Origin of the sequence: Bifidobacterium pullorum subsp. gallinarum (genome assembly GCF_000741215.1) — a bacterium.
Lineage (GTDB): Bacteria > Actinomycetota > Actinomycetes > Actinomycetales > Bifidobacteriaceae > Bifidobacterium > Bifidobacterium pullorum_B.
The window spans coordinates 40237-53856 of the sequence record NZ_JGYX01000001.1; the positions used below are offsets into that span (position 1 = coordinate 40237).

General features: G+C 64.7%; 12 protein-coding genes, 1 tRNA gene and 1 pseudogene. 11 read left to right on the forward strand and 3 right to left on the reverse strand.

From position 1 onward, the window contains the following. Positions 1–463 precede the first annotated feature (463 nt). The 6 genes and pseudogenes from sufB (at position 464) to BIGA_RS00190 (ending at position 6663) form a co-directional block, all read left to right on the forward strand. Complete coding sequence (gene sufB, locus BIGA_RS00170) at positions 464–1969, forward strand: Fe-S cluster assembly protein SufB (RefSeq protein ID WP_033507523.1); 1506 nt, start codon at positions 464–466, stop codon at positions 1967–1969. A 5-nt stretch (positions 1970–1974) separates the two neighbouring features. Continuing rightward, positions 1975–3198, forward strand: a pseudogene (sufD, locus tag BIGA_RS00175) (Fe-S cluster assembly protein SufD); the annotation flags it as partial. Then, entirely contained in the window at positions 3199–3978 is a 780-nt protein-coding gene (gene sufC / locus BIGA_RS09090; RefSeq protein ID WP_033507456.1) for a Fe-S cluster assembly ATPase SufC, read from the forward strand. A 99-nt stretch (positions 3979–4077) separates the two neighbouring features. Next, positions 4078–5349: a SufS family cysteine desulfurase gene (locus BIGA_RS00180; RefSeq protein ID WP_033507521.1), complete on the forward strand. Its 1272-nt coding sequence runs from the start codon at positions 4078–4080 to the stop codon at positions 5347–5349. Positions 5350–5467: 118 nt separating this feature from the next. Continuing rightward, positions 5468–6025, forward strand: coding sequence for a Fe-S cluster assembly sulfur transfer protein SufU (gene sufU, locus BIGA_RS00185; RefSeq protein ID WP_033507455.1), 558 nt, complete (start codon positions 5468–5470; stop codon positions 6023–6025). A 62-nt stretch (positions 6026–6087) separates the two neighbouring features. Then, positions 6088–6663 carry a metal-sulfur cluster assembly factor gene (locus tag BIGA_RS00190; protein ID WP_033507453.1) on the forward strand — a complete coding sequence of 192 codons (576 nt, stop codon included), beginning with the start codon at positions 6088–6090 and terminating at the stop codon, positions 6661–6663. Positions 6664–6817: 154 nt separating this feature from the next. Here the strand turns inward: BIGA_RS00190 and glgC are convergent, their stop codons facing one another. From glgC to BIGA_RS00205, 3 genes are all read right to left on the reverse strand, one after another. Continuing rightward, on the reverse strand, positions 6818–8065 hold the full coding sequence (gene glgC, locus BIGA_RS00195; RefSeq protein ID WP_033507451.1) for a glucose-1-phosphate adenylyltransferase: 1248 nt from the start codon (positions 8063–8065) through the stop codon (positions 6818–6820). 141 nt (positions 8066–8206) lie between these two features. Continuing rightward, a complete protein-coding gene (locus BIGA_RS00200; RefSeq protein ID WP_033507519.1) occupies positions 8207–9073 on the reverse strand; it encodes a TrmH family RNA methyltransferase in 867 nt (288 codons plus the stop codon). Positions 9074–9131: 58 nt separating this feature from the next. Continuing rightward, positions 9132–9218 (reverse strand) — tRNA-Leu (locus BIGA_RS00205). Between the two features lie 97 nt (positions 9219–9315). Here BIGA_RS00205 and BIGA_RS00210 point away from each other — a divergent pair. The 5 genes from BIGA_RS00210 to BIGA_RS00230 are packed head-to-tail and all read left to right on the forward strand — an operon-like array spanning position 9316 to position 13618. After that, positions 9316–10113 carry a 16S rRNA (uracil(1498)-N(3))-methyltransferase gene (locus BIGA_RS00210; protein WP_033507449.1) on the forward strand — a complete coding sequence of 266 codons (798 nt, stop codon included), beginning with the start codon at positions 9316–9318 and terminating at the stop codon, positions 10111–10113. A 60-nt stretch (positions 10114–10173) separates the two neighbouring features. Continuing rightward, complete coding sequence (locus tag BIGA_RS00215) at positions 10174–10512, forward strand: histidine triad nucleotide-binding protein (protein WP_033507447.1); 339 nt, start codon at positions 10174–10176, stop codon at positions 10510–10512. Positions 10513–10569: 57 nt separating this feature from the next. Next, the gene (locus BIGA_RS00220) at positions 10570–11667 is read left to right on the forward strand and encodes a PhoH family protein (RefSeq protein WP_033507445.1); all 1098 of its coding nucleotides are present in this window, start codon (positions 10570–10572) and stop codon (positions 11665–11667) included. Continuing rightward, positions 11657–12205, forward strand: coding sequence for an rRNA maturation RNase YbeY (gene ybeY, locus BIGA_RS00225; protein WP_033507443.1), 549 nt, complete (start codon positions 11657–11659; stop codon positions 12203–12205). Before BIGA_RS00220 ends, ybeY begins: the two co-directional genes overlap by 11 nt. 9 nt (positions 12206–12214) lie before the next feature. Continuing rightward, entirely contained in the window at positions 12215–13618 is a 1404-nt protein-coding gene (locus BIGA_RS00230) for a hemolysin family protein (protein ID WP_033507441.1), read from the forward strand. Positions 13619–13620 lie beyond the last annotated feature (2 nt).

Sequence of the window (13620 nt, forward strand, 5' to 3'; positions counted from 1 at the left end):
CTGGTTTCATGATATCCAGTAGGACTCCTCTTCACACGGCCTTGGTTCAGAGGACGGACCAGGGGCGCGCCTTAGCGGCAGTTCAAACGACGAACGGCTTCGGAACGTTGCACATTGGGCGGAGCGTCGTGCGGGCATGGGCTTGTACACATCACTCAGTAGGGGATTCTGTCATTCAGTTGGGAACCGAATCGGATGAGACCTGTGAACTGGGGCCCGGAAGAAGAGTGTTTCCGGCTGAAACAGGTGCTACCCGTCTGAAAAGTTTCCAACTGAATGAGAAAATCACCTACCGAACGTCAGGGGATCCCTCTGCTGACGCGCCCTCGGCACCCCCGTGAGCTTCCTCACATCCGCTCGGGGATGATTTTTCGGGCGGATACTAGTGTTTTCCCGCTGATTCCATTAGTGTTGCGGATGGAAGCAATTCGTATGAAGGAGGCAGCGCGCAGTGACGGACGAGATGACGCCACAGTCGCCCGGGCAGACGGGCGGCGCCGCGGCTGACGTGGAGATGAGCCAGTACGTGGCCGGCCGGTCCCGCGTCAACGAGGACAAGATCAGGCAGGATGACGAGATCATCAGCCAGTTCGGCGAATACGAGTACGGCTGGCATGATTCGGATGCGGCCGGCGAGGCGGCGAAGAAGGGCATCGACGAGAACGTGGTGCGCGCCATCTCCGCCGACAAGGGCGAACCCGAGTGGATGCTCGACATCCGTCTCAAGGGCTATCAGGCGTTCCTGGACAAACCAATGCCGGATTGGGGCGTGGACCTGAGCGGCTTCAACGCCGACGACTTCAAGTACTACGTCAAGCCGATCGACAAGCAGGCCGCCACCTGGGAGGATCTGCCGGACGACATCCGGAACACCTACGACCGTCTGGGCATCCCCGAGGCGGAGAAGAAGCGTCTGGTCTCCGGCGTGGCCGCCCAGTACGAGTCCGAGGTCATCTACAACTCCATCCAGCAGGAGCTGAAGGACCAGGGCGTGATCTTCGTGGACACCGACACCGCGGTGCGCGAATACCCGGATCTGGTGCGCAAATACTTCGGCACGGTCGTACCGCCGGACGACAACAAGTTCGGCGCGCTGAACACGGCCGCGTGGTCGGGCGGCTCGTTCATCTACGTGCCCAAGGGCGTGCATGTGGACATCCCGCTGCAGGCCTATTTCCGCATCAACACCCCGAATATGGGCCAGTTCGAACGCACGCTGATTATCGCCGACGAGGGCTCCTACGTGCATTACGTGGAGGGCTGCACCGCGCCGATCTACTCGACCGACTCGCTGCACGCCGCCATCGTGGAGATCATCGTGGAGAAGCACGCCCGCGTGCGCTACACCACCGTGCAGAACTGGTCGAACAACGTGTACAATCTGGTCACCCAGCGCGCCTACGTGCGCGAGGGCGGCACGATGGAATGGGTGGATGGCAACATCGGCTCCAAGGCCACGATGAAGTACCCGGCCTGCATCCTGGCCGAACCGTACGCCAAGGCCGAAACCATGTCGCTGGGCTTCGCCGGCAAGGGGCAGTACCAGGATACGGGCGCCAAGATGATCCACCTGGCCCCGCACACCAGCTCCACGATCGTGGCCAAGTCCATCTCGCGCGGCGGCGGCCGTTCCGCCTACCGCGGTCTGGTCAAGATCGTCAAGGGCGCCGAAGGCTCCTCGAACTCCACGGTGTGCGACGCGCTGCTGGTCGACGACTACTCGCGTTCCGACACCTACCCGCATGTGGATGTTCGCGAGGACGACGTGTCGATGGCGCATGAGGCCACCGTCTCCAAAGTCTCCGAGGACCAGCTGTTCTATCTGATGAGCCGCGGTCTGAACGAGGACGAGGCGATGGGCATGATCGTGCGCGGCTTCGTCGAGCCGATCAGCCGTGAGCTGCCGATGGAGTACGCGCTGGAACTGAACCGTTTGGTGGAACTGCAGATGGAAGGATCGGTGGGCTGAGTCCGATGGCAGAGAATACCGAAATCACCATTCCCGTGGCGGATCCGAACGACCCGTACGCGGTGCCGGCGGCCATGCCGTCGAGCGCGGACCGTGCGCCGCGCAGCTTCGATCTTGACGCGTTCGCGATGCCGACCTCCCGTCAGGAGGAGTGGCGGTACACGCCGTTGGACCGCGTCGCCGAATTCCTCGACGTGTTCGAGCCGAGCGGCCTGACCACGGTCGAGGTGACCGGCATCGACGGCTCGCCGTTGGACCCCGAGCAGGTCGGCGTCGAGGTTGTGGACAAGACAGTCGCGCCGAGCGGCACCGTGTCCAAGCCGAGCGACCGCATCTCGGCGGTCGAGTGGAACGTCGTGAAGACCGCGACCGTCGTGACCCTGCACGGCGACGTCGCCCAGCCGGTGCGCATCGCGGTCACCGGCGGCGGCGACGCGCCGGATGCGCTGCACCTGGTCATCGCGGCCGATGCCGGCACCCATGCCGACGTCGTCGTCGAACACCACGGCATGGCACGTCTCGCGGAGGGTGTGGAGATCGTCACCGGCCGCGATTCCAACCTGTCCACCACCTTCATCCAGGAGTGGGAGAAGGGCTCCAAGCATGTCGGCGGCCATCGCATCCATGTGGGCGAGAACGCCAGCCTGCGTCACTCGATGGTCACGCTCGGCGGCGACGTGGTCCGCATCCGCATGGACCAGGACTTCGGCGGCCCGCAGGGCGACCTGAACATGCTGGGCATCTACTTCGCTGATCCGGGCGAGCACATCGAGCACCGCACGATGGTGGTGCACAACCATCCGGACTGCAGGTCGCGCGTGGTGTACAAGGGCGCGCTCGACGGGCAGGGCGCGCACTCCACGTGGGTCGGCAACGCGCTGATCCAACCGACCGCGCCGGGCACCGATTCCTACGAGCTCAACCGCAACCTGGTGCTGACGCCGGGCGCGATCGCCGATTCGGAACCGAACCTGGAGATCGAGAACGGCAACATCATCGGCGCCGGACACGCCAGTTCGGTCGGGCGGTTCGATGACGAGGAGCTGTTCTACCTGCAGTCGCGCGGCATTCCGGAGACGGAAGCCCGCAAGCTGGTGGTGCGCGGGTTCTTCGGCGAGCTGGTCGAGGAGATCGGCATCCCGCAGATCGCCGACCATCTGATGACCATCATCGACCGCAGGCTCGCCCGCGGCGAGAACGAAGCCATGACGAACGTCTGGGAGGAGAAGATGTCGACGTTGGAAATCAAGGATCTGTACGCCTCGGTCGAAACCAAGGACGGCCGTAAGCAGATCCTCAAGGGTGTGAACCTGACCGTCAACTCGGGCGAGACCCACGCCATCATGGGACCGAACGGTTCTGGCAAGTCCACGCTTGCGTACACGCTGGCCGGTCACCCCAAGTATGAGGTGGAATCCGGCCAGGTGCTGCTGGACGGCGAGGATCTGCTGACGATGACGCCGGACGAGCGTGCCAAGGCCGGCCTGTTCCTGGCCATGCAGTACCCGGTGGAGGTACCGGGCGTGTCGATGACCAATTTCCTGCGCACCGCCAAAACCGAGATCGACGGTCAGGCCCCGGCCATCCGCACCTGGACCAAGGAACTGACCGAGGCCATGAAGCGGCTCAAGATGGACCCGAAGTTCGCCACCCGTTCCGTGAACGAGGGCTTCTCCGGCGGTGAGAAGAAGCGTGCCGAGGTGCTGCAACTGGAACTGCTCAAGCCCAAGTTCGCCGTGCTGGACGAGACCGACTCGGGCCTCGACGTGGACGCGCTGCGCATCGTGTCCGAGGGCGTGAACCGCGCCAAGGAGAACACCGGCCTGGGCATCCTGATGGTCACGCACTACACACGCATCCTCAAGTACATCAAGCCGGATATCGTGCATGTGTTCGCCGACGGCCACTTCGTCAAGACCGGCGGCCCGGAGCTGGCCGACGAGCTGGAGGAGAGCGGCTACGACCAGTTCCTGCCGGAGGGCGCCGACAGCGAATCCGCGCTGGCGTAGGCGCCGCGGTGGTGCGGATTCGCAGTATGCGGCGGCCTGCACCACCGGGATGCGAACACGGATGATGCATCGGCGGATTGAATGATGGAAGGCAAGGGCATGGTTGATTTCGATGCGATTCGGGCGGAGTTTCCGATTCTGGACCAGAGCGTTTACGGACATCCGCTCGTGTATCTGGATTCGGCGGCCACCGCGCAGAAGCCCCAGTGCGTCATCGATGCGGAAGCCGACTTCTACCGTCACGACAACGCCGCCGTGCACCGTGGCGCGCATGAATTGGCGGCGCGCAGCACGGTGGCATTCGAGCGGGCCCGCGCTTCGATGGCGCGTCTGGTCGGCGCCTGCGCGGATGAGGGCGGCGAGGAGATCGTCGTCACCGGCGGCGCCACCGCCGGGTTGAACCTGCTGGCGACCGCCTTCGGCAACGCCTCGCTGGGACGCGGCGGTTCGGCGGCCGCACGGTTCGCCCTGCATCCGGGAGACGAGATCGTGGTCTCCAAGGCCGAGCACCATTCGGTGCTGCTGCCGTTCCAGGAACTGGCCGCGCGTACCGGGGCCACGCTCAAGTGGCTGGATCTGGACGAGGAGGGCCGCATCCGGTCCGACATGGCCGATGAGGTGATCACCGAGCGCACCCGCGTGGTGGCGGTCACCCATGTGGCGAATGTGACCGGTGCGATCACCAATCTGGCCCCGATCGTCCGCCGCGCCCATGCCGTGGGCGCGCTGGTGGTGCTCGACGCCTGCCAGTCCGTGCCCCATCTCAAGGTGGACGTTCACGCCTTGGACGTGGACTTCGCCGTCTGGAGCGCGCATAAGATGTACGGCCCGACCGGGGTCGGCTTCCTGTACGGCCGCCGCGAACTGCTGGAGGCGCTGCCCCCGGCGAATTTCGGCGGTTCGATGGTCGAACTGGCCTGGATGGACCGTCCGGCGCAGTACATGGCGCCGCCCGCCAAATTCGAGGCCGGCACCCAGCCGGTCGCGCAGGTGGTGGCCGCCGGCGCGGCCGCGGAGTGGATGATGGCGATCGGTATGGACGCCATCGCCACGCACGAGCATGAGGTGGCCGCCGAACTGCTCAAACTCGGCGACGTCGACGGCGTGAGCATCCTGGGGCCGTGCGAGAACAGGGACCGGATCGGCACGGTGGCGTTCGACGTCGACGGCGTGCACCCGCATGACGTCGGCCAGTTCATCGATGCGCAGGGCATCGCCATCCGGGTCGGACACCACTGCGCGCAGCCGGTGCACCGGCATTTCGGCGTCTACGCCTCGAACCGCGCCTCCAGCGGCGTGTACAATTCCGTGGCGGACGCGCAGGCGCTGGTGGAGGCGGTGTCCAAGGTCAGGGCGTTCTTCCGCGTGTGACCGGATGACCATATAACCTCGCACCTGCCGTGGTATCGACATCATGCCTGTCTGCGGATACGATGATTGCGGTGTGAACGATAGGATGAACGGTGTTCGTCCGGTAAGGAGCGTGAAGATGGATTTCGGCATGAGCGGCGACGATCTGGAACAGATGTACCAGGAGGTGATCCTGGAGGCGTCCCGCAACCCGCACGGTCGCGAGCGGTTCGCGCCGGATCTGGCAAGTGAACAGTCCGCGCAGGCGGGGGAGAGCGTCGTCCGCGCCAGCCATGAGTATTGCGCCGCCGGGGAATCCCACCAGTTCAACCCCACCTGCGGCGATGAGGCGACGATCCACGCCGAGGTGTCGGATGGCGGCGATGGTCGCCCGCACACCATTGAACGCCTTGTATGGGACGGCCACGGCTGTTCGATCTCACAGGCCAGCCTGTCGATTATGGTTGACCTGGTTGAGGGCAAGACCGTGGACGAGGCGATGCGGCTGGCCGGTCTGTTCCATCAGCTGATGGATTCGCGCGGCGCCGGATTATCCGATGAATCCGCCGAGGAGGATCTGGGCGACGCCGTGGTGTTCCAGGGCGTTTCGAAATACCCGATGCGGATCAAATGCGCGCTGCTCGGCTGGGAGGGTATGAAGGCCTCCGTGGCCGAGGCCCTGGCCCGTATGCAATAGGTCTTGTGGTGGCGATTCGCGCCACGTACAATGGTCGCGATACATGATGAATGGGAGTGCGAATGAACGACAATCTGGTGCCCGAGCCACGCAATACGGTGTTCGATTCCGTGCAGAAGGCGTTGGGCGATGAGCAGGCGGCGCGCCGTGTGATGGCGAACCCCGCGCTAGCCAAGGGATTCCCCAACGGCCGTCCGCAGCAGGACGCCGATGCCGCGCCGGCTGCGGAGCACTCCTGCCAATGCGGGAGGCATGAGGACAAGGAGACAGCCGACGGCGGCATCCCGCTGACCTATGTCGACGAGATCGGGCGGGCGACCGCTGCCGACGTGCGCGAGGCGCTGCACCAGGTCATCGACCCCGAACTCGGCATCGACGTGATCGACCTGGGTCTCGTGTACGGCATCGAAATCGATGCGTTGGGGCGTGCCATCATCACGATGACGCTGACCACGCCGGCCTGCCCGCTGACCGACCTGATCGAGGACGAATGCGCGGCCACGCTGGCCGGACTGGTGGAGGAGTTCCGCATCGACTGGACCTGGCAGCCGCGGTGGACCATGGACATGATCACGCCGGAGGGACGCGACCAGCTCGCCGCATTGGGCTTCAACTTCGACGCCATGCCGAAGTACTGACTCATCCCCACACCGCCTCCTCCGAAAGATTCGTTCGTCCTCCTGTGATGAAGGGCTGGCGGCGAAGCCGACCGGGGAGGGAATACGGACTCATACCAAGAGGGGCCATCCGTCAGGATGGCCCCTCTTGTGCGTTCTGTGCCGTTACGCCGAATCAGTCGTCGACGATCGTGTTCTTCGGCACGACGGTGATGCCGTCTGGCGTCACCGTGAAGCCGCGGGCAAGATCATGCTCGGTGTCGATGCCGACCGTGGAGTTCTCGGTGAGCACGACGTTCTTGTCGAGGATGGCCTTGTACACGCGGGCGCGGCGGTTGACGACCACGCCGTCGAACAGGATCGAGTCCACGACCTGCGACCAGGAGTGGATGCGCACGTTCGGGGAGAGCACCGAGTGATGCACCTCGCCGCCGGAGACGATGACGCCGGGGGAGATGATCGAATCGGTGGCGTGGCCCAGACGGTCGCGGCCTGCATGCACGAACTTGGCCGGCGGCAGGTTGCCGGACATCGTGTAGATCGGCCACTCCGAGTTGTACAGGTTGAACTCGGGCACATAGGAGATCAGGTCCATATGCGCATCGTAGAACTGCTTGAGCGTACCCACGTCGCGCCAGTAGGCGTGATCGGTGGAGGTGGAGCCGGGGATCTCGTTGGTGTTGAAGTCGTAGACGCCGGCCTCGTTGCGGCTGGCGAAGTACGGGGCGATGTCGCCGCCCATGTCGTGCTTCGTGTTCTCGGCCTTCTCGTCCTGCGCCAGCGCGGCGAACAGGGCGTCGGTGTTGGCCACGTAGTTGCCCATCGAGGCCAGGAACGAATTCGGATCGTCCGGCAGGCCGGTGGCGGTCTCCGGCTTCTCCTGGAAGCTCTTGATCATGTTCGGATGGTCGGGATCGACCTCGATCACGCCGAACTGGTTCGACTGGCTGATCGGCTGGCGGATGCCGGCCACCGTGAACTCGGCGCCGGACTCGATATGCTGCTGCACCATCTGGCTGAAGTCCATGCGGTACACATGGTCGGCGCCGACGATGACCACGATATCCGGCTGGACGTCCTCGATGATGTTGATGGTCTGGTAGATCGCGTCCGCGGAGCCGAGGTACCAGTGCTTGCCCAGACGCTGCTGCGCCGGGACCGGGGACACGTAGTTGCCCAGCAGCGGCGAGAAGCGCCACGTCAGCGAGATATGGCGGTCCAGCGAGTGCGACTTGTACTGGGTGAGCACGATGACCTGCTGGTACCCGGAGTTGACGAGATTGCTCAACGGGAAGTCGACCAGACGGAATACGCCACCGAACGGCACCGCCGGCTTGGCGCGATCCCTGGTCAACGGCATCAATCGGGTGCCTTCACCGCCCGCTAGCACGATGGACAGAATCTTCGGATTGGATTTCGACATCCGATCACTCCTCTCTTAGAGCGTCTTACGACACCGTACTGCATTGCTGTTGGCCCGCTTCCTTGCAGACCACCTACAGTGTCAATAATTACATATTTTTTTCGTTTCGCAAGACAGGACGCCCCGCATGTCATCGACTTTTCAGTGAACACGAGTCGAATAGAAGGCGACGGCGCTGGAGGCCGCCACATTGAGGCTGTCCACGCCGTGGCTCATCGGAATCCTGACGGTCAGATCGGCGTGGGCGATCGTGCGGTGGCTCAGACCATCGCCTTCGGTGCCGAAGATCAGGGCGAGCTTTTCGATGTGGTCGGGGGCGTCGGCGCCGTTGTCCAGCCGGCGTACCAGTTCGTCCAGCGAGATCGAATCGTCCTCCAACGCCATCGCCGCGGTCGTGAATCCCAGTCGGTTCAGCTCGGCGAGTCCCTCGACGGGCCAGTAGTGCGTATCGTCGCCGCCGATGCGGGTCCACGGGATCTGGAACACCGTGCCCATGGACACGCGCGCCGCGCGCCGGTACAGCGGGTCGCCGCACGACGGGGTCACCAGCACGGCGTCGACGCCCAACGCCGCGGCCGAGCGCATCAGCGCGCCGACATTGGTGTGGTCCACGATGTTCTCCATCACGGCGATGCGGCGCGCGTTCCCGCACACCTGTTCGACGCTGGGCAGCGGCCACCGGCGCATGGCCGCCAGCGCGCCGCGGTGCAGACGGTATCCGGTCAGCCGCTTCAGCTGTTCGGGCGACGCCACATACACGGGCACGTCGGGGCCCCAATGCCCGTCAACGAAGCGGAAGGTCTCCGCCATGCCATCGATCCACGGCTCCTCGACCAGCAGCGAGATCGGTTCTCTGCCGGCGGCCAGCGCCCGGTCGATGACCTTCGGCGATTCGGCGATGAACAGCCCCTTGGATGGCTCCAGTCGGTTGCGCAGCTGGATCTCGGTGAGATTCGTATAGGCCTCGACACGTTCGTCGTCAACCGACTCAAGTGGGATGAAGCGCATGCCGCCGCCTTTCGCCTGATACAACAAAACCCCTTGGAAGCCAAGGGGTTTTCGTCTGTGTCCGGAGCGGGACTTGAACCCGCACGCCTGTATAAATAGGCACTAGCACCTCAAGCTAGCGCGTCTACCATTCCGCCACCCGGACAGGTGCCGTTCGGCAACGAGTATGAACTATACCATTCCATGTCGCAAATGCAAACACGGTGTGTCGCGGCTGGGGGGCGATGTGTAGCCTAGTATCCATGACCGAACCTCTGTTTCTGCTCGACCTGGACCATGACGACGTTCCGGTGAACAGCGACGAGATCCACGCCGGGTGGATCCTGACGCTGCCGCCGCATATCCGCAGGCATGCCGTGCAGGCGATGCGTCTCAAGGCCGGGGACGCGCTCACGCTGTCGGACGGCAAGGGGCTGCGGCTGCGGGCCACCATGGTCGATCCGGAGCAGGGGACCGCCGAGGTCGTGGAGTTCGGGCGCGAGCCACAGCCGGTCGTGCGTCTGAACCTGATCCAGGCGCTGGCCAAGAACGGCCATGACGAGCAGGCCATCGACATGGCCACGCAGATCGGCGTGGATACGGTGATCCCCTGGCAGGCGGATCGCTCGATCGCCAAGTGGAAGGCGGGGAGGACCGACCGCAAGTGGCGTCAGGTGCTGGAGGCCGCCACCGAGCAGTCGCGGCGCTGCTGGACCCCGGAGCTGGGCGACTGCGTCTCCAGCAAGGGGATCGTGGCCATCTGCCGGAGGGCGTGCGTGCACGGCGAGCTGGTGATCGTGCTGCATCAAGATGCCACGCGCAGCTGGCATGATATCGAGGAGTCGATCGCCGCGTTGTCGGACCGTTGTCTGAACGACGGCAGGACGCGTGCGATCACCGTGGTCGTGGGTCCCGAAGGCGGCATCAGCGAGGCCGAGGTCGACGCGTTCGTCGGCGCCGGTGCGGAATGCTGCGTATTGGGAACGAACATCCTGCGCGCGTCCGCAGCCGGGCCCGTGGCCCTGGCGCTGCTGTCCCGCGCGGTGGGACGCTACGCCTAGCGGGGAATATCCGTGCGGCGCAATAGCATGGGATGCGGCAGTAGTTCAACCAGGAGGATCATGATGAGCGAGCCCGATTGCCTGTTCTGCAAGATCATCGCCGGCGAGATTCCCAGCGAGAAGGTCTATGAGGACGAGACGACCTATGCCTTCAAGGACATCAGCCCCAAGGCGGCGGTCCATGTGCTCGTCGTACCCAAGCACCATTACGCGAACGTCGCCGAGCTGGCCGGCGCCGATGCCGCGCAGCTCGCGCACATGGTTCAGGTCGCACAGTCGCTCGCCGATGACGCCTTCCACGGGGCGTACCGCCTGATCTTCAACACCGGGCGCGACGCCGGGCAGAGCGTGTTCCACGTCCATGCCCATGTCCTGACCGGCGAGACACTTGACGAGTAGCGGTCTGCCGCGAACCATACTTCACCGATATCTCACCCACTCACGAGAAGGGATTCCGTGGCCACCACGACACGAACCATCACCATCCCGACGCAACTTGATCCCGTCGCGGTCCTCGGACCGGTCGACGAGGTCCTCAGGGAGGTGGAACGGGCGTTTCCGGACCTGACGATCATCGTACGGGGCAACCGCGTCGCCATCATGTCCAGGTCGAAGCAGACCGAACCGCAGGCGGCACGTGCCGAGGAGGTCGTCAACACCATCATCCAGGCCGCATATACCGCGCCGATGGACGCCGATACCGTACGTCGCATGCTCGATCAGGACATCCTGTCGAACCGCGTACGCCGGACGCATCCGGGGCGCGGCGTGGTGACGGAGTCGTTGCGTCGCGCCCTTCCCGATATCCAGGCGCGCCGCGACGAGGTCTCGCAGCACCACAAGCCGCACGTCCCCGGCGTCATCACATTCGCGAACGGGGCGCCGGTCCGGGCCAAAACCGCGGGACAGGTGGCCTATGTCAACGCCATCGAATCGCATACCGTCACCTTCGCCATCGGTCCGGCCGGCAGCGGCAAGACGTATCTGGCCGTGGCCAAGGCCGTGCGCGCATTCCAGGACCGCAAGGTGCGCCGCATCATCCTGACCCGTCCGGCCGTGGAGGCGGGGGAGAACCTCGGCTTCCTGCCCGGCACGCTCAACGAGAAGGTGGACCCGTACCTGCGGCCGCTCTACGACGCCCTCTCCGACATGCTCGGCCCCGACCAGCTGCGTCATTACATGGACGACGGCACCATCGAGGTGGCGCCGCTGGCGTATATGCGCGGCCGCACGCTCAACGACGCGTTCGTCATCCTCGACGAGGCGCAGAACACCACCGAGCAGCAGATGAAGATGTTCCTGACCCGACTGGGGTTCAACACCACGATGGTGATCACCGGCGACGTCACCCAGATCGACCTGACCGTACCGAACTCCGGACTGGCCTCCATCGAGCGGATCCTCGGCGGCATCGACGACATCGCATTCGTCCATCTGGATGCGGCCGACGTGGTGCGGCACGCGTTGGTCGGGCGGATCGTGGAGGCGTACGATCGGCACGCCTACGCCATCGGGCGTGGGACACGGCAGCGAAAGGGCAATGATGAGCGTTGAGGTGATCAACGAGACGCAGTGGGTCATCGATCCGAAGGTCTTCTCCGACCTCGGGGTGTGGGTGCTGGATCAGATGAGGGTCAGCACGCAGTCCGATCTGACGATCATGTTCGTGGACCCCGAACCGATCGCCACACTGCATGAACGGTGGATGAACCTGGAGGGCCCCACCGATGTGATGAGCTTCCCGATGGACGAGCTGCGCCCCGGCGACGGCCGCACGCTGGTCGAGGGCATCCTCGGCGACATCGTGATCTGCCCGTGGGTGGCCGCCCAGCAGGCCGCGGCCGCCGGGCACAGCGCGTTGGAGGAGATGCTGCTGCTGACGATCCACGGCACGCTGCACCTGCTCGGCTACGACCACGTGACCCCGGATCAGGAACGGCAGATGTTCGGCCTGCAACGCCAGCTGCTGCTCACGTTCTTCGCGCTGCACCACGGCATCGGGGAACCGGCCACACTGCCCGCCGGCACCCCCGATGCGCTGGCGCAGTACGATGAACGCCGCCGGCTGACGCGCGGATCGGAACAACGGTAAGGATGAGGCATGATATTCGATGATCCCTCGCTGATCGTGGTGATCGCGGTGCTCGCCGTGGCCGCCGCGCTGCTGGTCTGGCTGTCGTTGACGATGGCCTCCGCCGAAGGCGCGGTCTCCCGCGTCACCAGGGCCAGTCTGAACAACCTGATCCTGGAGACGCAGACCGATCAGGAGATGAGCCAGTTCACCCGCATGAAGCGCATCGAGCGCATCCATAAGGTGCAGAAGCTGATCGCCGACCGGTACGCCACCTCCGGATCGTGCATGTTCTTCCGCATCTCCTGCAATGTGCTGGACGGCGTGCTGGTGATGTGCATCGCGTCGCTGTGCGGGGCGCCGCTGTGGCTGGAGCTGGTGTGCGGCGTGCTGTTTGCGCTGATCGTGGCCGTGGTGTCGGTGCTGGTGCGTCCCCGTGCCGTGGGGGCGCTGAAGCCGGTGGACATCATGATCAAGCATGCGGGCGTGATCACGGTGGCCTCCGCCCTGACGCCGTTCGCCCGCGTGGGCGGCCAGAACGGCCAGAAGCGCAGGCGCGAGTCGGAGCTCTCCGACGACGAGGAGCTCGAAAAGCTGCAGATGGAGCAGGGCAAGGCCATGATCGACCGGCTGGTTGAGGCCAACGACTTCGATCCCGAGACCTCGGAGATGCTGCGCAACGTGCTCAAGCTCTCGGACACGCTGACCCGCGAGATCATGGTGCCGCGCACCGACATGATCTGCATCGGCAAGGAGCAGACGCTGGTCTCGATGCTGAAGCTGTGCTCCCGCTCCGGATTCTCCCGCGTGCCGGTGATCGGCGAGGACGTCGACGACCTGATCGGTGTGGCCTACCTCAAGGACGCCGTGCGTGCCACGGCGTTCAACCCGGCGGCCGGCGAACGCACCGTCGATTCGATCGTGCGCGACCCCCTGCTGGTGCCGGAGTCCAAGCCGGTGGACGACCTGTTCCACCAGATGCAGCGGTTGCGCCAGCATGCGGCGATCGTGGTGGATGAGTACGGCGGCATCGCCGGCTTGGTGACGATCGAGGACACCATCGAGCAGATCGTCGGGGAGCTGGAGGACGAGCACGACCGCACCCAGCATGCCGAACCGGTGCAGATCGGGGAACGCAAGTGGAGCATGCCCGCACGCACGCCGATCGCCGACCTAGAGGAGATCTTCGAGATCGACATTGACGAGGACGATGTCGACACCGTGTTCGGTCTGCTGACCAAGTTGCTGGGACAGGTGCCGATCGTCGGCGCGTCGGCGGTCACCCGCGGATTGCGACTCACCGCCGTGGATTCAGCGGGCCGTCGGAAGAAGGTCTCGACGATAGTGGTGGAGCCGGCGAACGCCGAGCATGACGATGATGGGGAACCGGACACGCAAGCCGAACAGGACGAAGCAGAGAACAAGGAGCAGTGAAC